Annotated in this window: 19 protein-coding genes; 14 read left to right on the plus strand and 5 right to left on the minus strand. The window is 75.4% G+C overall.

Going from position 1 to position 20,269, the window contains the following annotated elements; translation table 11 throughout:
* The first annotated feature begins 7 nt into the window (after positions 1-7).
* On the plus strand, positions 8-1,834 hold the full coding sequence (locus tag ISOVA_RS06115) for a proline--tRNA ligase (protein ID WP_013838375.1): 1,827 nt from the start codon (positions 8-10) through the stop codon (positions 1,832-1,834).
* Between the two features lie 22 nt (positions 1,835-1,856).
* On the opposite strand, the gene ISOVA_RS17425 is transcribed toward ISOVA_RS06115, so the two are convergent.
* Complete coding sequence (locus tag ISOVA_RS17425) at positions 1,857-2,978, minus strand: DUF4439 domain-containing protein (protein ID WP_013838376.1); 1,122 nt, start codon at positions 2,976-2,978, stop codon at positions 1,857-1,859.
* A gap of 174 nt (positions 2,979-3,152) precedes the next feature.
* Between ISOVA_RS17425 and ISOVA_RS06125 the strand changes: the two genes are divergently transcribed.
* From ISOVA_RS06125 to ISOVA_RS06185, 13 genes are all read left to right on the plus strand, one after another.
* Positions 3,153-3,707, plus strand: coding sequence for a ribosome maturation factor RimP (locus tag ISOVA_RS06125; RefSeq protein WP_013838377.1), 555 nt, complete (start codon positions 3,153-3,155; stop codon positions 3,705-3,707).
* 2 nt (positions 3,708-3,709) lie between these two features.
* Positions 3,710-4,741, plus strand: coding sequence for a transcription termination factor NusA (gene nusA, locus ISOVA_RS06130; RefSeq protein WP_013838378.1), 1,032 nt, complete (start codon positions 3,710-3,712; stop codon positions 4,739-4,741).
* A 153-nt stretch (positions 4,742-4,894) separates the two neighbouring features.
* Positions 4,895-5,101, plus strand: coding sequence for a YlxR family protein (locus tag ISOVA_RS17200; protein WP_233275957.1), 207 nt, complete (start codon positions 4,895-4,897; stop codon positions 5,099-5,101).
* A 197-nt stretch (positions 5,102-5,298) separates the two neighbouring features.
* Entirely contained in the window at positions 5,299-8,169 is a 2,871-nt protein-coding gene (gene infB, locus ISOVA_RS06140) for a translation initiation factor IF-2 (RefSeq protein WP_013838380.1), read from the plus strand.
* 99 nt (positions 8,170-8,268) lie between these two features.
* Positions 8,269-8,718 carry a 30S ribosome-binding factor RbfA gene (rbfA, locus tag ISOVA_RS06145; RefSeq protein WP_013838381.1) on the plus strand — a complete coding sequence of 150 codons (450 nt, stop codon included), beginning with the start codon at positions 8,269-8,271 and terminating at the stop codon, positions 8,716-8,718.
* 4 nt (positions 8,719-8,722) lie between these two features.
* Positions 8,723-9,679 (plus strand): tRNA pseudouridine(55) synthase TruB, encoded by a 957-nt coding sequence (truB, locus tag ISOVA_RS06150; RefSeq protein ID WP_013838382.1) that lies wholly within the window; start codon positions 8,723-8,725, stop codon positions 9,677-9,679.
* Between the two features lie 96 nt (positions 9,680-9,775).
* Positions 9,776-10,750: a bifunctional riboflavin kinase/FAD synthetase gene (locus ISOVA_RS06155; protein WP_013838383.1), complete on the plus strand. Its 975-nt coding sequence runs from the start codon at positions 9,776-9,778 to the stop codon at positions 10,748-10,750.
* Positions 10,751-11,042: 292 nt separating this feature from the next.
* Positions 11,043-11,312 carry a 30S ribosomal protein S15 gene (gene rpsO / locus ISOVA_RS06160; protein WP_013838384.1) on the plus strand — a complete coding sequence of 90 codons (270 nt, stop codon included), beginning with the start codon at positions 11,043-11,045 and terminating at the stop codon, positions 11,310-11,312.
* 219 nt (positions 11,313-11,531) lie between these two features.
* A complete protein-coding gene (locus tag ISOVA_RS06165; RefSeq protein ID WP_013838385.1) occupies positions 11,532-13,784 on the plus strand; it encodes a polyribonucleotide nucleotidyltransferase in 2,253 nt (750 codons plus the stop codon).
* A gap of 7 nt (positions 13,785-13,791) precedes the next feature.
* Positions 13,792-15,120, plus strand: a complete 1,329-nt coding sequence (locus ISOVA_RS06170; RefSeq protein ID WP_013838386.1) for a M16 family metallopeptidase — start codon at positions 13,792-13,794, stop codon at positions 15,118-15,120.
* 6 nt (positions 15,121-15,126) lie between these two features.
* Positions 15,127-15,894, plus strand: coding sequence for a 4-hydroxy-tetrahydrodipicolinate reductase (gene dapB / locus ISOVA_RS06175; protein WP_013838387.1), 768 nt, complete (start codon positions 15,127-15,129; stop codon positions 15,892-15,894).
* Entirely contained in the window at positions 15,891-16,373 is a 483-nt protein-coding gene (locus ISOVA_RS06180; RefSeq protein WP_013838388.1) for a tetratricopeptide repeat protein, read from the plus strand. Before dapB ends, ISOVA_RS06180 begins: the two co-directional genes overlap by 4 nt.
* 71 nt (positions 16,374-16,444) lie before the next feature.
* Positions 16,445-16,930 carry a hypothetical protein gene (locus tag ISOVA_RS06185; protein ID WP_013838389.1) on the plus strand — a complete coding sequence of 162 codons (486 nt, stop codon included), beginning with the start codon at positions 16,445-16,447 and terminating at the stop codon, positions 16,928-16,930.
* Between the two features lie 4 nt (positions 16,931-16,934).
* Here ISOVA_RS06185 and ISOVA_RS06190 read toward each other — a convergent pair whose 3' ends face one another.
* The 4 genes from ISOVA_RS06190 to ISOVA_RS06205 form a co-directional block, all read right to left on the minus strand.
* On the minus strand, positions 16,935-17,444 hold the full coding sequence (locus tag ISOVA_RS06190; RefSeq protein ID WP_013838390.1) for a GNAT family N-acetyltransferase: 510 nt from the start codon (positions 17,442-17,444) through the stop codon (positions 16,935-16,937).
* A gap of 29 nt (positions 17,445-17,473) precedes the next feature.
* A complete protein-coding gene (locus ISOVA_RS06195; protein ID WP_013838391.1) occupies positions 17,474-17,794 on the minus strand; it encodes an AzlD domain-containing protein in 321 nt (106 codons plus the stop codon).
* Positions 17,791-18,600 carry an AzlC family ABC transporter permease gene (locus tag ISOVA_RS06200; RefSeq protein WP_013838392.1) on the minus strand — a complete coding sequence of 270 codons (810 nt, stop codon included), beginning with the start codon at positions 18,598-18,600 and terminating at the stop codon, positions 17,791-17,793. Before ISOVA_RS06200 ends, ISOVA_RS06195 begins: the two co-directional genes overlap by 4 nt.
* A gap of 133 nt (positions 18,601-18,733) precedes the next feature.
* Positions 18,734-20,206, minus strand: coding sequence for an NAD-dependent succinate-semialdehyde dehydrogenase (locus ISOVA_RS06205; RefSeq protein WP_013838393.1), 1,473 nt, complete (start codon positions 20,204-20,206; stop codon positions 18,734-18,736).
* Positions 20,207-20,269: the final 63 nt, after the last annotated feature.

Here is a 20,269-nt window from a genome sequence, read left to right on the forward strand (position 1 = left end):
GTGCCGCATGTCGATCGCGTCATCCCGGTCCGGCGACCTGCTGCGCCTGTCCACCCTGTTCGTCCGCACGCTGCGCGAGGACCCGGCCGAGGCCGAGGTCGCGAGCCACAAGCTGCTCGTGCGCGCGGGCTACATCCGCCGGGCGGCCCCGGGCGTGTACACGTGGCTGCCGCTCGGGCTGCGGGTGCTGGCCAAGGTCGAGGCCGTGGTGCGCGAGGAGATGGCCGCGATCGGCGCGCAGGAGGTCCACTTCCCGGCCCTGCTGCCGCGCGAGCCCTACGAGGCCACCGGCCGCTGGACCGAGTACGGCCCGAACCTGTTCCGGCTCAAGGACCGCAAGGACGCCGACTACCTGCTCGCGCCCACGCACGAGGAGATGTTCACGCTCCTGGTCAAGGACCTGTACTCGTCGTACAAGGACCTGCCGCTCACGCTCTTCCAGATCCAGACCAAGTACCGCGACGAGGCGCGCCCGCGCGCCGGCCTCATCCGCGGGCGCGAGTTCATCATGAAGGACGCGTACTCGTTCGACGTGACGGACGAGGGCCTCGCGGCGTCGTACGAGAAGCAGCGTGGCGCGTACCAGCGCATCTTCGACCGGCTCGGGCTCGACTACGTGATCGTCTCGGCGACGTCGGGCGCCATGGGCGGCTCACGCTCCGAGGAGTTCCTCTCGCCGTCGCCGATCGGCGAGGACACGTTCGTGCGCTCGCCCGGCGGCTACGCGGCGAACGTCGAGGCCGTCGTCACGCCCGTGCCCGACCCGGTGCCGTACGACGACGCGCCCGCCGCGCACGTCGAGGACACCCCCGACACCCCGACGATCGACACGCTCGTCGCGTGCGCCAACGAGCGGTTCCCGCGGCCCGACCGCGCGTGGACCGCGGCGGACACGCTCAAGAACGTGGTGCTCGCCGTCACGCACCCGGACGGGCGCCGCGAGGTGCTCGTCGTCGGCGTGCCCGGCGACCGCGACGTCGACGTCAAGCGGCTCGAGGCTGCCCTCGCCCCGGCCGAGGCCGAGCCGGCCACCGAGGCCGACTTCGCCGCGCACCCCGAGCTCGTCAAGGGCTACATCGGCCCGGCCGTCCTCGGCCCGCAGGGCGAGCAGGTCGAGACGCCCGAGGGCGACAAGGTCTCGAGGATCCGCTACCTGCTCGACCCGCGCGTCGTGCCCGGCACGCGGTGGATCACGGGCGCGAACGAGCCCGGCAAGCACGTGTTCGACCTCGTCGCCGGCCGCGACTTCACCGCCGACGGCACGATCGAGGCGGCCGAGGTGCGCGCGGGCGACCCGGCGCCCGACGGCTCCGGCCCGCTCGAGCTCGCGCGCGGCATCGAGATCGGCCACATCTTCCAGCTCGGCCGCAAGTACGCCGACGCGCTGGGCCTCACCGTGCTCGACGAGAACGGCAAGCAGGCCGTCGTCACGATGGGCTCCTACGGCATCGGCGTCACGCGCATCGTCGCGGCGCTCGCCGAGGCGAACCACGACGACAAGGGCCTGGCCTGGCCCGCGCACGTCGCGCCCGCCCACGTCCACGTCGTCGCGACGGGCAAGGGCACCGACGTGTTCGACGCCGCCGAGCGGCTCTCGAGCAGGCTCGTCGCCGAGGGCGTCGAGGTCGTCTACGACGACCGGCCCAAGGTCTCGCCGGGCGTGAAGTTCGCCGACGCCGAGCTGCTCGGGGCCCCGCTGCTCGTCGTGGTCGGCCGCGGGCTCGCCGACGGCGTCGTCGAGGTGCGCCCGCGGGCCGGCGAGAGCCGGCAGGTGCCGGTCGACGAGGCGGTCGCCGCGGTCGTCGCCGACGTCGAGGCGCTCCTGGGCGCCTGACGCGCGGTCGGCCTGCGCCCCGTCAGTCCTCGGCCTGCTCCGGCAGGCCGGGGAACGCGCTCGGGGGACCGCCCCACGCGTCGACGGCGAGCGCCGCGTCGACGAGCAGGTCGACGAGGACGCCCCGGGTCCCGGGGGCCGACGTCGCGACGAGCGACGCGTAGTCGACGGCCAGGTCCTCCTCGAGCGTGCGCGCGAGGGCGGTGTCGTCCAGCTCCTCGCGGTCCGGCACGACGTAGGCGACGCGGCGCGGGTCCTGGTCGGTGCCGTGGGTGCCCGCGAAGCGCGCCCACGCCTCGCCCCGCGCGGTGTGCACCTCGGCGCGCGCGAGCAGCTGCCCGCGCGCCTCGCCCTCGGCCATGGCCGCGCGCTGGCGCAGCGCGAAGCCCGCGGCGTCCTCGCCGGCCACGAGCGCGGCCAGGTCGTCGGCGGTCAGCCCCTCGGGCGTGCCGTCCGGGCTCGGGGACGGCTCGGGCCCGGGGGAGGCGTCCGCCGGATCGGGCGACGCGCCGGCGGTGTCGCTCGCGCCGGCGCCGTCGTCCGAGCCGTCGGCCTCGTCGGTCCCCGGCTCCGGGGGGACGGGGATCTCGGGCGCGACGTGCGCCGGCGGCTCGGCGTCGGTCATGCCGGCGAGGCGCGTCGCGGAGACGGTCTGGCTCGCCCCGACCGAGGCGAGCAGGCGCGCGAGCGGGCCGTCCGTCGTCGTCGACGCCGCGCTGCGGCTGCGGGCCGCGGCGTCGGACAGCGTGCGCACCAGGTCCGCGGGCGTCACGGGCTCGGTGGTCTCCGACACCTGCGGGCTCGCGCTCGGCGTCGGGTCGTCGAGCCCCGAGTCGTACACGCCGCCCAGCTCGGCCGCCTGCAGGCGCGCGGCCGCGCCCACGCGCTCCAGCTCGGCCAGGAGCGCCTCGTCGCCGGCCCCGGCGGCGAGCTGCTCGGCCTGCTCGGCGACGACGAGCGCGTCGGCGACCGCGGTGCGCCGGACGACCTCGAGCGCGTCCGGCACCGGCTCGGACGGCGGCGGCGTCTCGAGGCGGACCCCGCACCCCCCGGCGAGGACGGCGGCCACGACGGCGGCGACGACGGCGACGGCACGCCGGCGGTGGCGTTCGCCCGTCCGGGCGGGAGCGGGGTGCGGTTCCATCGCCGCCGATGATGCCACGGGTGCCCGGTGTGACGTTCCCCCTCGTCACCGGAGGGTCGCTCGCGCGCGGACGCCCGTCCCGGTTCGTTACGCTTGACGTCGCACAACGACACACCGGTCGTGCCGATCCCGGCGCGGGAGCACACGGCGTGGGACCGAACGGGAGGCAGGACGATGGCAGCACAGCAGAGCCGGGGACCGACGGCCGACGCCGTGCGCGCGGTCGTGGCGCCCGTCGTCGACGACGCGGGCCTCCACCTCGAGGACGTGGCCGTCTCCGGTGCCGGTGCCCGGTCGGTGGTGCGCATCACGGTCGACCTTCCCGAGGACGCCGTCGGCAGCGTCGACTCGGACACGCTCGGCGACGTCTCGCGCGCGGTCTCCGCGGCGCTCGACGCCGACGACGTCGTGCCGGGCGCGTACACGCTCGAGGTCTCGACGCCGGGCACCTCGCGCCCCCTGACGGAACCGCGCCACTTCCGGCGCGCGCGCACGCGCCTCGTGACGCTGCGCCTGCACGACGGCGGGACGGTGCACGGGCGGCTCGTCGACGTCGAGGGCGCGGACGGCGAGGCGGTGCTCGTGCTCGACGACGGCACCCGCGTGCCGCTCGCCGACGTGCGCAAGGGCAAGGTCGAGGTCGAGCTCAAGCGGCTCGACGACGCGGGCGAGGACGCCGCGGGGACGCACGAGGACGCGGGCGGGTCCCGCACCGACGAGGAGGGCTGACGATGGACATCGACATGGCTGCGCTGCGGCTGCTGGAGCGCGAGAAGGACATCAGCCTCGACGTGCTGGTCGCCGCCATCGAGCAGGCGCTCCTCTCGGCCTACCACCGCACGCCCGACGCCTACGCCCGGGCCCGCGTCGAGCTCGACCGCAAGACGGGGCACGTCACGGTCTGGGCGCGCGAGGAGATCCGCACGCCCGACCCGGAGGACCCGGAGCGCACGGTCGTCGAGCTCGGCCCCGAGTTCGACCACACGCCGCAGGACTTCGGCCGCATCGCGACCGCGACCGCGCGCCAGGTCATCGTCCAGCGCCTGCGCGACGCCGAGGACGACCAGGTGCTGGGCATGTTCCGCGGCAAGGAGGGCGAGGTCATCGCGGGCGTGATCCAGCAGGGCCGAGACCCGCGACTCGTGCTCGTCGACGTCGGCGGGACGGAGGCCGTCCTGCCGCCCCACGAGCAGGTCCCGACCGAGGAGTACGTGCACGGCGAGCGCCTGCGCGCCTACGTCGTCGAGGTCTCGCGCGGCCTCAAGGGCGCCCAGGTCACGCTGAGCCGCACGCACCCGGGCCTGGTGCGCAAGCTCTTCGAGCTCGAGGTGCCCGAGGTCGCCGACGGCTCGGTCGAGATCACGGCCGTGGCGCGCGAGGCCGGCCACCGGACCAAGGTCGCCGTGCGCTCGAAGGTCCCGGGCCTGAACGCGAAGGGCGCCTGCATCGGTCCCATGGGCGCGCGCGTGCGCGCCGTGATGGCCGAGCTGCACGGGGAGAAGATCGACATCGTCGACCACAGCGACGACCCGGCCCGCTTCGTGGCCAACGCGCTGTCCCCCGCGCGTGTGAGCTCCGTCACGGTCGTCGACCGCGAGACGAAGGCCGCGCGGGCCGTCGTGCCGGACTACCAGCTCTCGCTCGCGATCGGCAAGGAGGGCCAGAATGCCCGACTTGCCGCGAAGCTCACCGGCTGGCGGATCGACATCCGGTCCGACGAGGGTGCGGCCGCGCCGGCGGGTGACAGGCCCGGGTCGCGGTAACGGGACGTGGGTCGTCGCGCTAGACTGTCGGGGACCGGGCCGCGCGCCCAGGATCCGACCCGTTCCCGCACCCCCGCTCCGGCGACCGCCGGTCCGGTGCGCACGTGCGTCGGGTGCCGGGAGCGTGACCTGCGGTCAGCACTCCTGCGGCTGGTGCTCGAGCCGTCGGACGGTCGGGGCGAGTCCCGTGCCGTCGCCGACGTGCGAGGATGCCTGCCGGGGCGCGGCGCCTGGATCCATCCGTCGCCCGCCTGCCTGGGGCTCGCCGAGCGTCGGCGGGCCGTGCCGCGCGCGCTGCGCGTCGCCGGCCCCGTCGACCTGACGCCGGTCCGGGCATATCTGGAGCAGCGGGACCGTTGAACCCTCCGGTCGGCGCCGTCACCCGACGGCCGCCGGCCGTGTCGTGACCGGGCGCACCACGCGCCCGGCCGCACCACGCGTACTTCGACAAGGAAGCGGGTCAGAAGCCGATGGGCACCCGATGAGTCCCCAGCGATGAGTACTCGGTACTAACGACGGTCCTCCCTGTCTCGACGGAGGGCCGAGACAGGAGAGATGTGGCGAAGATCCGCGTTCACGAGCTGGCGAAGCAGCTCGGGGTGGAGAGCAAGACCCTGCTGGCCGAGCTGAAGGCCGCAGGCGAGTTCGTCCGGTCGGCGTCCTCGACGCTCGAGGCACCGGTCGAGCGCATGATGCGCGACAAGTTCACGTCCGCGGGCGGCGGCTCCGCGGCGCAGGGCACGACGGCGGCGCCGTCGCGGCCCGCGAAGGCGACGCCGGCTGCCGGCGCGCCCAAGCCCGCCCCCAAGCCGGCGGCCCAGAAGCCGGCCCCCACGACCCCTGAGGCGCCGGCCGCCCCTCAGGCCCCGGCCGCGCCGGCCGAGGAGCCGGCGCCCGCGCCGGCGTCCCGTCCTGCCGCCGCCCCGACGTCCGGCACCGCGCCGCGGAAGCCGGGCGCCCCGACGCCGGGCCCGCGGCCTGCCGCGCCCAAGCCCGCCCCCGCGGCGCGCGAGGAGCGCGGGACCCGCGGCGAGCGTGGCGACCGAGGTGGCCGCGGCGGCGCGCCGCGTCCCGGCAACAACCCGTTCGCCTCGAGCCAGGGCATGCCGCGTCCTGGCGGCCCCCGCCCGGGCAACAACCCGTTCGCGCCGAGCCAGGGCATGCCGCGTCCGGGGCAGCGCCCCGAGCGCGCCGACGCCCGCCCGGCCGCCGAGCGGACCGGCGGTCCGCGTCCGGGCGGTCCCCGTCCGGGCGGTCCGCGCCCGGCGGCCGCGCCGCGTCCCGGCGGCCCGCGCCCCAACCCCGGCATGATGCCGGGCCGCACGTCCATGCCGCGTCCGGGCGAGCGCCCGGCGCCGGCGGGCGGCGGCCGTGGTGGTGGCCGCGGTGGCGGCCCCGGCGGCGGCGGTCCGGGCGGTGCCGGCGGCGGCTTCCGTCCCGGCGGCGGCTTCGGCGGCCGTCCGGGCGGTCGCGGCGGTGCCGGTCGCGGCTCCACGCAGGGCGCGTTCGGCCGCGCGGGCGGCCGTCCGGTCCGCGGGCGCAAGTCGAAGCGCGCGAAGCGCCAGGAGTTCGAGCAGATGCAGGCGCCGTCGCTGGGCGGCGTGCAGGTTCCCCGCGGCAGCGGTGACACCGTCATCCGCCTGCGTCACGGCTCGTCGCTCAACGACTTCGCCGACAAGATCGACGCGAACCCCGCGTCGCTCGTCACCGTCCTGTTCCACCTGGGCGAGATGGCCACGGCCACGCAGTCGCTCGACGAGGACACGTTCGCGACGCTGGGCGCCGAGCTCGGCTACGTGATCGAGATGGTCTCCGCCGAGGAGGAGGACCGCGAGCTGCTCGAGTCCTTCGACATCGACCTCGCGGCCGAGGAGGCCGACGAGGACGAGGAGGACCTGTTCCCGCGTCCGCCGGTCGTCACCGTCATGGGTCACGTCGACCACGGCAAGACCAAGCTCCTCGACGCGATCCGCTCGACGGACGTCGTCGCGGGCGAGGCCGGCGGCATCACGCAGCACATCGGTGCGTACCAGGTGCACACCGAGCACGAGGGCGCCGACCGCGCCATCACCTTCATCGACACCCCGGGTCACGAGGCGTTCACCGCCATGCGTGCCCGTGGCGCGAAGGTGACGGACATCGCGATCCTCGTGGTCGCCGCGGACGACGGCGTCATGCCGCAGACGATCGAGGCGCTCAACCACGCCCAGGCGGCGGACGTCCCGATCGTGGTCGCGGTGAACAAGGTGGACAAGGAGGGGGCCAACCCCGCCAAGATCCGCCAGCAGCTCACCGAGTACAACCTGGTGGCCGAGGAGTACGGCGGCGACACGATGTTCGTCGACGTCTCCGCGCTGCAGCGCAAGGGCATCGGCGACCTGCTCGAGGCCGTGCTGCTCACCGCGGACGCGGCCCTCGACCTGCGCGCCAACCCGAAGAAGGACGCCCGCGGCGTCGCGATCGAGGCCAACCTCGACAAGGGCCGCGGTGCCGTCGCGACGGTCCTGGTCCAGTCGGGCACGCTGCGCGTCGGCGACGCGATCGTCGCGGGCACGGCCCACGGCCGCGTCCGTGCGATGTTCGACGAGCACGGCGAGTCCGTGACCGAGGCCGGCCCGGCCCGCCCGGTGCAGGTGCTCGGCCTGGCGTCGGTCCCGAGCGCGGGCGACACCTTCCTGGTGGCGCCCGACGAGCGGACCGCGCGCCAGATCGCCGAGAAGCGCCAGGCCGCCGAGCGTGCCGCCCTCCTGGCCAAGCGCCGCAAGCGCATCAGCCTCGAGGACTTCACCAAGGCGCTCGAGCAGGGCAAGGTCGAGACGCTCAACCTCGTCCTCAAGGGCGACGTCTCGGGTGCCGTCGAGGCGCTCGAGGACGCGCTGCTCAAGATCGACGTCGGCGACGAGGTCCAGCTGCGGGTCATCCACCGCGGCGTGGGTGCCATCACGCAGAACGACGTCAACCTGGCCACCGTCGACAACGCCGTGATCATCGGCTTCAACGTGAAGTTCGGCGAGCGCGTCGAGGAGCTGGCGGAGCGCGAGGGCGTCGAGGTCAAGTTCTACTCGGTCATCTACCAGGCGATCGAGGACGTCGAGGCGGCCCTCAAGGGCATGCTCAAGCCGGAGTACGAGGAGGCCCAGCTGGGCACCGCGGAGATCCGCCAGGTCTTCCGCTCCTCGAAGTTCGGCAACATCGCCGGTTCGATCGTCCGCTCCGGCACGATCCGCCGGAACACCAAGGCCCGCGTGCTGCGCAACGGCACGGTGGTGGGGGACAACCTCACGATCGAGTCGCTGCGTCGCGAGAAGGACGACGTCACCGAGGTCCGCGAGGGCTTCGAGTGCGGTATCGGTCTCGGGTCGTACAACGACATCACCGAGGGCGACATCATCGAGACCTTCGAGATGCGCGAGAAGCCGCGCGCCTGACGGTCCCGCAGCCGACGGCGTCCCGTCGCTCCCGCCGCGCGGCGGGGACGGCGGGACGCCGTCGGCGTCCCGTCCCGTACCCACAGGGGGAGAGCACCCATGGTCGACAACCCGCGGGCCCGCAAGCTCGCCGACCGCATCAAGGAGATCGTCGCGCGCCTGCTCGACACGCGGATCAAGGACCCGCGCCTCGGCTTCGTCACGATCACGGACGTGCGCGTGACCGGTGACCTGCAGAACGCCGCGATCTTCTACACCGTCTACGGCACCGACGAGGAGCGGGCCGGCACGGCGGCGGCGCTCGAGAGCGCCAAGGGGCTCGTCCGCTCGGAGGTCGGCAAGCAGACCGGCATCCGCCTCACGCCCACGATCGAGTTCCACCTCGACTCCGTCCCCGAGACGGCGGCGCACCTCGACGCCGCGCTGCTCGAGGCGCAGCGGCGCGACGCCGAGCTCGCCGCGCTGCGCGAGGGCAAGGGGTACGCGGGGGAGGCGGACCCGTACCGCAAGCCCCGCGAGGGCGACGAGCCCGACGACGACGAGCTCTGAGCCCGTGCGCAGCGACGAGCGGCCGCCGCGCCGTGCGACCGCGCCCGACGGCCTCCTCGTCGTCGACAAGCCCGCGGGCTGGACGAGCCACGACGTCGTCGGGCGCTGCCGGCGGCTCGCGGGGACGCGCAAGGTGGGCCACGCGGGCACGCTCGACCCCATGGCGACGGGCGTGCTCGTCGTCGGGGTCGGGCGGGCCACGCGCCTGCTCACCTACGTCGTGGGCGCCGACAAGGCGTACGACGCGACGATCCGGCTCGGCGTGAGCACCACGACGGACGACGCGGAGGGCGAGGTCGTCGCCGCCAGCGGCACGGGCGACGGCGTCGACGACGCGGACCTCGCCCGCGCGGTCGCCGCGCTCACCGGGGAGATCCGGCAGGTGCCCACCACGGTCAGCGCGATCAAGGTCGACGGCCGGCGCGCGTACGCGCGCGCCCGCGCGGGCGAGGAGGTCGAGCTCGCCGCGCGGCCCGTCACGGTGCACCGCTTCGACGTGCTGGAGGCGCGGGCCGCGGCGACCGACGACGGTGTACCGGTGCTCGACGTCGACGTGAGCGTCGTCGTCTCGTCCGGCACGTACGTGCGCGCGCTCGCGCGCGACCTCGGTGCCGTGCTCGGCACCGGCGGGCACCTCACCGCGCTGCGGCGCACGCGCGTCGGGGGCTACGGCCTCGACCAGGCACGGACGCTCGCCGAGCTCGAGGCGCAGGCCGACGCCGACGGCGTCCTGGCGACCCTGCCGCTCGCCGACGCGGCCCGGGCGCTCTTCCCCGTGCGCGACCTCACCGAGGCCGAGGCGCGCGCCCTCGGGTACGGGCAGTGGCTCGCGCCGTCGGGCACCGCGGGCACGGTCGCGGCCGTCGGCCCGGACGGCACGCTCGTCGCCCTGCTCGAGGACGCGCGCCGCAGGGGCGAGGACCTCGCCCGGCCGGTGCTCGTGCTCGCCCCGGCGGGCTGACGCGGCCCGCGGCGCCGCGACCGGTCGCCGTGTGGCACGCTTGACGGTCGGCACCCCGGTGCCGCCACCCAGCAGACAGACGAGGAGCGCAGGCGCGTGCAGGTGTTCACGGACCTGAGCCAGGTCCCCGAGGGCTTCGGCCCGTCGGTCGTGACGATCGGCAACTTCGACGGCGTCCACCGGGGCCACCAGGCCGTGCTCGGCCGCATCGTCGAGCTCGCCCGCGCCGGCGGCCGGGCGGCCGTCGCCGTCACGTTCGACCCGCACCCCGCCGTCGTGCACCGGCCCGACAGCGCCCCCGAGCTCCTCACGGGCCTGGACGACCGGCTCGAGCTGCTCGCGGCCACCGGCCTCGACGCCGTGCTCGTCGTCGAGTACACGCTCGACTTCGCGGCGCAGACGCCCGAGGAGTTCGTCACCCGGTGGCTCGTCGAGGGGCTCGCGGCCCGCACGGTCGTCGTGGGCCACGACGTGCGCTTCGGCAAGGACAACTCGGGCACCCTCGCGACCATGGTCGAGCTCGGGGGAGCGCACGGCTTCGAGGTCGTCGCGGTCGACGACGTCGGCGAGTGCGTCCCGCCGTCGGGCACCGGGCGGCAGCGCTGGTCCTCCTCGGCGGTGCGCGCGCTGCTCGCCGAGGGCGACGTCGCGCAGGCCGCGGACGTGCTCGGCCGGCCCCACCGCGTGCGCGGCACGGTCGTGCACGGCGACGCGCGCGGGCGCGAGCTGGGCTTCCCGACCGCCAACCTCGGCGGCATCACGGGCATGGTCCCCGCCGACGGCGTCTACGCGGGCCGCCTGCTGCGCCCGGCGCTCGCGGCGGCCGAGCCGGACCACCCCGACACGCGGCTCCCGGCCGCGATCTCGATCGGCACGAACCCCACGTTCGACGGCGTCGAGCGCCGCGTCGAGGCGTACGTGCTCGACCGCGACGACCTCGAGCTGTACGACGAGGAGGTCGTGCTGGAGCTCGTCGAGCGCCTGCGCCCCACGCTGCGCTTCGACGGCATCGAGCCGCTCGTCGCGCAGATGCACGACGACGTCGCGCGGGCCCGCACGATCCTCGGCTGAGGCGGTCGGCCGCGAGGGCGCCGCGACCGGGTGAAGTGGCGGCGGACCGTGTCACGGCGGGGTCCTCGCACGCTCTCTTCCCCCGAGGGCCGCTGTGCCCTCGGGGGCGACCTCGCCCCGGCGGCCCCGGCCCGTCCGTGCGCCAGCCCCCAGCGCGGCGGGTCGGGTGCCGCGCGCTGCCGGGCCCGCACGACGCGGCTGGTAGGATAGGCGGGCCGTCCGAACGGCCGCGGATCGAGAGCGCCCGGTGGAGAAGCCCCGGAGCACCGCGCAACGACACCCAGGAGAGCCCATGCCGCTCGACGCTGCCACCAAGCAGTCCATCATGTCCGAGTACGCGACGCACGAGGGCGACACCGGCTCGCCCGAGGTGCAGATCGCGCTCCTCACGCAGCGCATCAAGGACCTGACCGAGCACCTCAAGGAGCACAAGCACGACCACCACAGCCGTCGTGGCCTGCTCCTGCTCGTCGGTCAGCGCCGTCGTCTCCTCGGCTACCTGCAGAAGATCGACATCGAGCGCTACCGCCGCCTCATCGAGCGCCTCGGTCTGCGTCGCTGATCACACCCTGGCCAGCCCGGTCCCTCTCGCAGGGGCCGGGCTGGTCTGGTGTGATGTCCTAGTACCACACACCCGCCGCGCCGCCCGGGCATCGTCCGGTCCTCGGTAGTGGCCCCCCGACCCCGCGCCCGCGGCACGACCGCGCGGCGACCGGCTCCGTGGGCCTCGATCGAAGACCGCCGATCGCCGGTGGCGCCTTCGAGAATCAGGAGGGCACCCGTGGAGGGTCCCGAGATCCAGTTCGCCGAGGCCGTGATCGACAACGGTCGCTTCGGCACCCGCACCGTCCGCTTCGAGACGGGCCGCCTGGCCCGCCAGGCCGCCGGCTCCGTCGCGGCCTACCTCGACGGCGAGACCATGCTCCTGTCGGCGACGACCGCCGGCAAGCACCCCAAGGAGCAGTTCGACTTCTTCCCGCTCACGGTCGACGTCGAGGAGCGCATGTACGCCGCGGGCCGCATCCCCGGCTCGTTCTTCCGCCGCGAGGGCCGCCCGTCGACCGAGGCGATCCTGGCGTGCCGCCTCATCGACCGCCCGCTGCGCCCGCTGTTCGTCAAGGGCCTGCGCAACGAGGTCCAGGTCGTCGTGACGGTCATGTCGATCCACCCGGACGACGCCTACGACGTCCTCGCGATCAACGCCGCGTCGCTGTCCACGCAGATCTCCGGCCTGCCGTTCTCCGGCCCGGTCGCGGGCGTGCGCGTCGCGCTGATCGACGGCCAGTGGGTCGCGTTCCCCAAGCACTCGGACCTCGAGCGCGCGGTCTTCAACATGGTCGTGGCCGGCCGCGTCGTCGGCGACGACGTGGCGATCGCCATGATCGAGGCCGAGGCGACCGACGACGCGTGGAAGCTCATCAAGTCCGAGGGCGCACAGGCCCCCACGGAGGAGGTCGTCGCCGAGGGCATCGAGGCGGCCAAGCCGTTCCTGCGTGCGCTGTGCGACGCGCAGGCGTCGCTCGCGGCCCAGGCCTCCAAGGAGGTCCAGGAGTTCCCGCTGTTCCCGGACTACGCCGACGACGCGTTCGCCGCCGTGGAGTCCGCGGTCTCCGAGCCGCTGCGCGAGGCCCTCGCCATCGCCGACAAGCAGACGCGCGAGAACCGCCTCGACGAGATCAAGGCGCAGATGCTCGGCGAGCTCCAGGACGGCTTCGACGGCCGCGAGAAGGAGCTGTCGGCCGCGTACCGCGCGCTGCAGAAGAAGCTCGTGCGCCGACGCGTCCTGACCGACGGCGTGCGCATCGACGGCCGCGGGCTCGCGGACATCCGCACCCTGTCGGCCGAGGTCGAGGTCATCCCGCGCGTGCACGGCTCGGCGCTGTTCGAGCGCGGCGAGACCCAGATCCTGGGCGTCACGACGCTCAACATGCTGCGCATGGAGCAGCAGATCGACTCGCTCGGGCCGGTCACGCGCAAGCGCTACATGCACAACTACAACTTCCCGCCGTTCTCCACGGGCGAGACGGGCCGCGTCGGCAGCCCGAAGCGCCGCGAGATCGGCCACGGCGCCCTGGCCGAGCGCGCGCTCGTGCCGGTGCTGCCGAGCCGCGAGGAGTTCCCGTACGCGATCCGCCAGGTGTCCGAGGCCCTCGGCTCCAACGGCTCGACGTCGATGGGCTCGGTCTGCGCCTCGACGCTGTCGCTGCTCAACGCGGGCGTGCCGCTCAAGGCGCCCGTCGCGGGCATCGCGATGGGCCTCATCTCCGACACGGTGGACGGCGAGACCCGCTACGCGGCGCTCACCGACATCCTCGGTGCGGAGGACGCGTTCGGCGACATGGACTTCAAGGTCGCCGGCACGCGCGAGTTCGTCACGGCCATCCAGCTCGACACCAAGCTCGACGGCATCCCCGCGTCGGTGCTCGCGTCCGCGCTCCAGCAGGCGCGCGACGCCCGCCTGACCATCCTCGACGTCATCGCCGAGGCGATCGACACGCCGGACGAGATGTCGCCGAACGCCCCGCGCGTCATCACGGTCAAGGTGCCGGTCGACAAGATCGGCGAGGTCATCGGCCCGAAGGGCAAGATGATCAACCAGATCCAGGAGGAGACGGGCGCCGAGATCTCGATCGAGGACGACGGCACCGTCTACATCGGCGCCACCGACGGCCCGTCGGCCGAGGCCGCGCGCGCGGCGATCAACGCGATCGCCAACCCGCACGTGCCCGAGGTCGGCGAGCGCTTCGTCGGCACCGTCGTCAAGACGACGTCGTTCGGCGCGTTCGTCTCGCTCTCGCCGGGCAAGGACGGTCTGCTGCACATCAGCCAGATCCGCAAGCTCGTCGGCGGCAAGCGGGTCGAGAACGTCGAGGACGTGCTCTCGATCGGCCAGAAGGTCCAGGTCGAGATCGGCGAGATCGACCCGCGCGGCAAGCTGTCGCTCGTGGCCGTGACCGAGGACGACGAGGCGAAGGCCGACGAGCCGGCCGGCGAGCCGGGCGACGCTGCCGCCTCGGACCGCGTGGAGGCCTGATCCTCCGATGACCTGGCACCTCCCGCTCGTCCCCGCGGGCGAGCCCGGTGCCGAGCTGACCGCCGGGCAGGACGGCGCGACGATCCGTCGCACCGTCCTGCCCGGCGGCGTCCGCGTGCTCACCGAGCACATGCCGGGCCTGCGCTCGGCGACCGTGGGCGCCTGGGTCGGCGTCGGCTCCCGGGACGAGACCGACGGGCACCACGGCTCGACCCACTTCCTCGAGCACCTGCTCTTCAAGGGCACGCGGCGCCGCTCGGCCATGGACATCGCCGAGGCGTTCGACGCCGTCGGCGGCGAGGCCAACGCCGCGACCGGCAAGGAGCACACGTGCTACTACGCGCGCGTGCTCGACGCCGACCTGCCCATGGCCGTCGACGTCATCGCGGACATGGTCACCTCGGCGCGGCTCGACCCCGACGAGCTCGAGGTCGAGCGCGGCGTGATCCTCGAGGAGCTCGCCATGACGGACGACGACCCGTCCGACGTGGTGCACGAGGAGTTCGCCGCGGCGGTGCTCGGCACCCACCCGCTCGGGCGGCCCATCGGCGGCACGCCCGACACCATCCGGGCCGTGCCGCGCGACGCCGTCTGGGAGCACTACCGCTGGCACTACCGGCCCGAGACGCTCGTGGTCGCGGCCGCGGGCGGCGTCGACCACGACGCGATCGTCGAGCAGGTCGCGGGCGCGCTCGCCGCGGGCGGCTGGGAGCTCGACGCCGGCGCGTCCCCGCGCCCGCGCCGCGACGACCTGTCCGGCACCGACGGCGTGCCGACCGAGGGCGTCGAGCTCACGGTCCGCCGCCAGGTCGAGCAGGCCAACGTCGTCGTGGGCTCGACGGGCCTGTCGGCGACGGACGACCGCCGCTTCACGCTCTCGGTGCTCAACGCGGCGCTGGGCGGCGGCATGTCGTCGCGGCTGTTCCAGGAGATCCGCGAGAAGCGGGGCCTGGCGTACACGACGTACTCGTTCGCGTCGGGCCACGGCGGCCTCGGCACGTTCGGCCTGTACGCGGGCTGCGCGCCCGCCAAGGTCGACCAGGTGACCGGGCTCCTGGTGGCCGAGCTCGAGCGGCTCGCCGAGGACGGCATCACCGACGCCGAGCTCGAGCGCTCGGTCGGGCAGCTGTCGGGCGGGCTCGTCCTCGGGCTCGAGGACACGGGCTCGCGCATGAGCCGCCTGGGCAAGGCCGAGCTCGTCTACGGCGAGCTCCTCACGCTCGAGGAGTCGCTCGAGCGCATCCGTGCCGTGACCGCCGACGACGTGCGCGAGCTCGCCGCCGACCTCGCGTCGCGGCCGCGCTCGGTCGTGCGCGTGGGTCCCTTCGGAGAGTGAGGCAGCGTGACTGACATCAGGGTGGCCGTCCTCGGGGCGGCCGGACGCATGGGCACCCAGACGTGCGCGGCCGTCGAGGCGGCCGACGGGCTCGAGCTCGTCGCGCGCGTCGAGGCGGGCGACGACGTCGCGCAGGCGCTGCGCGACGCGCGCGCCGACGTCGCGGTCGACTTCACCGTGCCCGCGGTGACCGAGGCGAACGTCCACGCGGCGCTCGACGCCGGCGCGCACGTCGTCGTCGGGACGACCGGCTGGGACGACGCGTCGCGCGGAAGGGTCGCCGAGCACCTCGAGCGGCTCGACGCCGACCAGGGTGCGCGCCTCGGGGTGCTCATCGCGCCCAACTTCGGGCTCTCCGCGGTGCTCGCGATGACGTTCGCGGCGAAGGCCGCGCGGTACTTCGAGTCGGCCGAGGTCGTCGAGCTGCACCACCCCGACAAGGTGGACGCGCCGTCGGGCACCGCCCGGCACACCGCGGCGGCGATCGCGCGCGCCCGCGCCGACGCCGGGCTGGGCCCGATGCCCGACGCGACGGACAGCGGCTGGGAGGCGCGCGGCGCGGACGTCGACGGCGTGCGCGTGCACGCGGTGCGCCTGCGCGGGCTCGTGGCGCACGAGGAGATCCTCTTCGGCAACGCGGGCGAGCAGCTCGTCATCCGGCAGGACTCGTTCGACCGCGCGTCGTTCATGCCCGGCGTGATCCTCGCGGTGCGCGAGGTCGTGCGCCGTCCCGGGCTCACGGTCGGCCTCGAGAACGTCCTGGACCTGTCGTGAGCGCGGGCGCGCCCGAGCCGCGGCGCGCGGGGCGCCGGTGGCCGCGCGGGCTGGCGGGCGCGCTCGCCGTCACGGCGCTGCTCGCGCTCTACGTGTGGCAGATCGCGGGCCGCGGCGTCGCCATGGTGCGCACCGGCGAGCCGGCCCTGGTCGGGATCGGCGTCGCCGTGCTCGTCATCCCGCTGCTCGTGATCGTGCTGATCGCGCGCGAGTACCGGCTGGCGGCCCGCGTGCAGCGCATGGCCGACACGCTCGCGGCGGCGGGCGAGCTGCCGGTCGACGACCTGCCGCGCTCGCCCGGCGGCCGGATCGACCGCGCCGCGGCCGACGCGGCGTTCGAGGAGCGCCGCGCCGCGGTCGAGCGGGCGCCCGAGGACTGGAAGGCGTGGTACCACCTGGCGTTCGCGTACGACGCGGCGGGGGACCGGCGTCGTGCCCGCGAGGCGCTGCGCCGCGCCTCGGGGCTGTTCGGCCGCTGACGCGCGCAGGACGCGCGGGCGCGTAACCCGCCCGTCACCGCGCCGTAGCACGGCGCTGGCAGGCTCGGTCCATGGCGGTGGGCACCGGGCTCGTGACGGACTACTTCGCAGCGCCCACGGACGCGCTGGCGGCCGCCGTGCTGCGCGAGCACGCGGGACCGTCGACGCCGGCCCGCGGGTCGGGCGAGCCCCTGTTCGACACGGTCAGCCTGCCCGCCGTCGAGCCGTTCGTCATGCTCGGCATGCTCGCGCACCTGCTCTCCGGGCGTCCGTACCGCGAGGTCACCGCCCACCCGCGCCACGCCTCGCTCGTGGCGGTCGGGGGAGACGAGGGCCCGTGGGTCGTGACCGTCTCGGACCGGCTCGTCGCCGACCTCGCCGCGTGCCCGCCGACCGCGCTCACCGACGTCGCGGTCCGGTGGTCGGGCACGCCGGAGCTCGCGGCCGTCCCGCCCGACGCGGTGCTCCCGGCGGTCCACGCCCTCGCCGGCCTCGCCGCGCGTGCCATCGAGGCGCGCCACGGGCTGTACTGCTGGACGCGGCTCGACCCGGCGTAGGGCGTCAGAGCAGCGCCGACCAGCGCCGTTCGACGACGTCCCGCACGCCGGTCGCGAGCGTGCGCTCGGTGCCGTCGGGGCCGAGCCCTGCCGAGGACAGGAAGCGCTCGCGCGCGGCGTCGTCGTCGAGCACCCACGTGACGACCTCGTCGGCGCCGCCCTGGCGCAGCCGGTCGACCGCGGCGGAGAGCAGGCGCGAGCCGTGGCCCGCCCGCTGGTGGTCGGGATCCACCTCGAGCGCGAGCACCTGCCCGGGCGCGACGGCGGCGAAGCCGACGATCCGCGGCCCGTCGAGCGCGACCAGCACCGCGAAGCCGGGGCCGGGCGGCGAGGCGATCGCGTCGGCCCACCGGTCGCGCATCGCGGCCGTGTCGAGCGCGTCGACGACGCCGTCGCCGAGCGCGGCCTCGTGCACGGCGCGCCACGCGCTCACCTGGATGCGGGTGACGGCGTCCTCGTCACCGGGGACGGCGGGGCGCACCGACACGTCGGCGGGCTCGCGGAACAGTGCCATCGCTCCAGCCTACGGGTCCGGCCGCCGCCTCAGCCCCAGCCGAGGGCACGCAGGCCCGCCGCGGAGGCCGCGGCGAGCACGACCACGACGACGAACGGGGCGCGCAGCGCGAGCGCGGCGGCCGCGACCCCGATCGCGGGCACGCGCGCGTCGAGCACGACGGCCTGACCGTCCCCGACGGTCTGCACGACGACGAGCGAGGCGAGCAGCGCGACCGTGACGAGGCCGGACGTGCGCTGGACGCGCTCGTCGGCGAGCAGGTGCTCCGGGACGAGGTGCCCCGCGAGCTTGAGGGCGAAGCACGCGAGCGACGCGAGCAGCACCGTGGTCCACAGCACGCCGGCGGTCATCGGGCGGCCTCCTCGTCGGTCGGGGCGTCGGTCGGGGCGTCGGTCCCGGGGGCGGTGTCGGGCCCGGGCGCGGCGGGGCGACGGCCCGCGGCCGCGAGCCGCTCGGGCGTCGTCGGCCCGCCGACGAGGCCGACGACGACGGCGACCGCTGCCGCGGCGAGCACCGGGATGCCCGCGGGGACGACGGGGACGAGCACGAGGGAGGTCACGACCGCGAGCGCCGCGACGAGCTGCGCGCGCCGGGGTGCGAGCCGCGGCCAGACGAGCGCCAGGAACGCGGCGGCCGCGGCGGCGTCGAGGCCCCACGCCCGCGGGTCGCCGAGCGCGTCTCCCGCCAGGGCGCCGAGCAGGGTGAACGCGTTCCACAGGACGAAGACGCCCACGCCCGTGGTCCAGAAGCCGGCTCGCGCGGCGGCCGGGTCGCCCTGCGCGACGGCGACCGCGGTCGACTCGTCGATCGTCACCTGCGCCGCCGCGAGACGCCGCCAGCCGCGCACGCGCAGGATCGGCGCCACCACGGCCCCGTACAGCGTGTTGCGCACGCCCAGCAGGGACGCCGTCGCGACGGCGGCCACGGGCGAGCCGCCCGCGGCGACGACCCCGATGAGGGCGAACTGCGACCCGCCGGAGAACAGCAGGAGGCTCAGCGCCATGGTCTGCAGGACGTCGAGCCCGGCGACCACGGCCAGCGCGCCGAACGAGACGCCGTACAGGCCCGTGGCCACGGCCACCGACACGCCTTGGCGGACCGCCGCGGCGACCTCGGGGGAGCGCGCACCCGGGCGCGCGCGGCGGACACCACTCACGGGCCACAGGAAACCACGCCGCCGCGCCCGGCGGCGAATCGCTACCTCGACGCGGGACGCGCGACCTCGGCCCGCTGCGCGCTACGTCGGCGGCGGACGCGCTACCTCGGCGGATCGTGCGCCGTGTCGCAGGTCAGAGCGCGACGTAGACGGTCTCGAGGTACTCCTCGAGGCCGGCCTCGCCGCCCTCGCGCCCGAGGCCCGACTGCTTGACGCCGCCGAACGGCGCGCTGGCGTCCGAGACCATGCCGCGGTTGATGCCGATCATGCCCGCCTCGAGCTCGTCCGAGAGCCGCATCGCCCGGTCGAGCGACGTCGTGTACGCGTAGGCGGCGAGCCCGTACTCGGTCGCGTTGGCGAGCTCGATCGCCTCGTCGTCGTCCGAGAACGCGACGACCGGTGCGACCGGCCCGAAGATCTCCTCGGTGACCGCGCGGGCGTCGGGGTCGACGCCCGCGAGCACGGTCGGCTCGTAGAAGTACCCGCGCCCCTCGGGGCGGCGGCCGCCCGCGAGCACCTGGGCGCCGCGGTCCGCGGCGTCGGCGACGAGCTCGTCGACCTTGTCGACCGCCTTGGGCTCGATGAGCGGGCCGACGTCGGTGCCGTCGGCGGCGCCGGGACCCACGCGCAGCGCCGCGAACCGGTCGGCGAGCCGGCGCGCGAACTCGCGGGCGAGGGAGTCGTGCACGAGGAAGCGGTTGGCGGCGACGCACGACTGCCCGCCGTTGCGCAGCTTGGCGACCATGGCGCCCTCGATCGCGGCGTCGAGGTCGGCGTCCGCGAGCACGAGGAACGGGGCGTTGCCGCCGAGCTCCATCGAGCAGTTGAGCACCTGGCCGGCGGCGCCCTCGAGCAGCGTGCGACCGACGGCGGTCGAGCCGGTGAAGGACAGCTTGCGCAGCCGCGGGTCGGCCAGGAGCGGGGCGGTCACGTCGGACGCGGACGACGTCGGCACGACGTTCACGACGCCGGTCGGCAGCCCGCGCTCGGCGAGCTCGGAGCGGATCACCTCGGCGACGAGCATCGTCGTCAGGGGCGTCAGGCGCGCGGGCTTGACCACGACGGTGCAGCCGGCCGCGAGCGCGGGGCCGATCTTGCGCGTCGCCATGGCGATGGGGAAGTTCCACGGGGTGATGAGCAGCGCCGGCCCGACCGGCCGGCGCTGGACGAGCTGGCGGTTGGTCCCGCCGGGCGCCCGGCGCACGAGCCCGTCGGTGCGCACGGCCTGCTCGGCGTACCAGCGCAGGAAGTCGGCGCCGTAGAGCACCTCGGCGCGCGCCTCGGCGAGGGTCTTGCCGCACTCGGCCGTGATGAGCGCGGCCACGTCGTCGGCCCGCGCGACGATCCGCTCGTGCACCGCGCGCAGCAGCTCCGAGCGCTCGCGCGGCGCGACGGCGCGCCACGCGGGGGCCGCGTCGGCGGCCGCGGCGAGGCCGCGGCGGCCGTCCTCGGGCGTCGCGTCGGCGACGTCGAAGAGGACCTGCTCGGTCGCCGGGTCGACCACCTCGAACGTCCGGCCGCCCGTCGCGGGACCCCAGTGGCCGTCGACGAGCGTGCCCGTGGGCAGGTGCGCGACGAGCGCGGGGGAGAGCGTCGGTGCCGTCATACCGGTCAGTATGGGTCAGCGCGTCCCGGCCCGCAGCGGCCTGGCGGTGGGCCCGGCCGGTGG

It is taken from the genome of Isoptericola variabilis 225 (genome assembly GCF_000215105.1).
GTDB classification, from domain to species: Bacteria; Actinomycetota; Actinomycetes; order Actinomycetales; family Cellulomonadaceae; genus Isoptericola; species Isoptericola variabilis_A.

Bases quoted from the DNA above. Each gene is read 5' to 3' on its own strand.
- ISOVA_RS06115 (WP_013838375.1), top strand. From the start codon at position 8: ATGTCGATCGCGTCATCCCGGTCCGGCGACCTGCTGCGCCTGTCCACC.
- ISOVA_RS17425 (WP_013838376.1), bottom strand. From the start codon at position 2,978: ATGGAACCGCACCCCGCTCCCGCCCGGACGGGCGAACGCCACCGCCGG.
- ISOVA_RS06125 (WP_013838377.1), top strand. From the start codon at position 3,153: ATGGCAGCACAGCAGAGCCGGGGACCGACGGCCGACGCCGTGCGCGCG.
- nusA (WP_013838378.1), top strand. From the start codon at position 3,710: ATGGACATCGACATGGCTGCGCTGCGGCTGCTGGAGCGCGAGAAGGAC.
- rbfA (WP_013838381.1), top strand. From the start codon at position 8,269: ATGGTCGACAACCCGCGGGCCCGCAAGCTCGCCGACCGCATCAAGGAG.
- rpsO (WP_013838384.1), top strand. From the start codon at position 11,043: ATGCCGCTCGACGCTGCCACCAAGCAGTCCATCATGTCCGAGTACGCG.
- ISOVA_RS06170 (WP_013838386.1), top strand. From the start codon at position 13,792: ATGACCTGGCACCTCCCGCTCGTCCCCGCGGGCGAGCCCGGTGCCGAG.
- ISOVA_RS06185 (WP_013838389.1), top strand. From the start codon at position 16,445: ATGGCGGTGGGCACCGGGCTCGTGACGGACTACTTCGCAGCGCCCACG.
- ISOVA_RS06190 (WP_013838390.1), bottom strand. From the start codon at position 17,444: ATGGCACTGTTCCGCGAGCCCGCCGACGTGTCGGTGCGCCCCGCCGTC.
- ISOVA_RS06195 (WP_013838391.1), bottom strand. From the start codon at position 17,794: ATGACCGCCGGCGTGCTGTGGACCACGGTGCTGCTCGCGTCGCTCGCG.
- ISOVA_RS06205 (WP_013838393.1), bottom strand. From the start codon at position 20,206: ATGACGGCACCGACGCTCTCCCCCGCGCTCGTCGCGCACCTGCCCACG.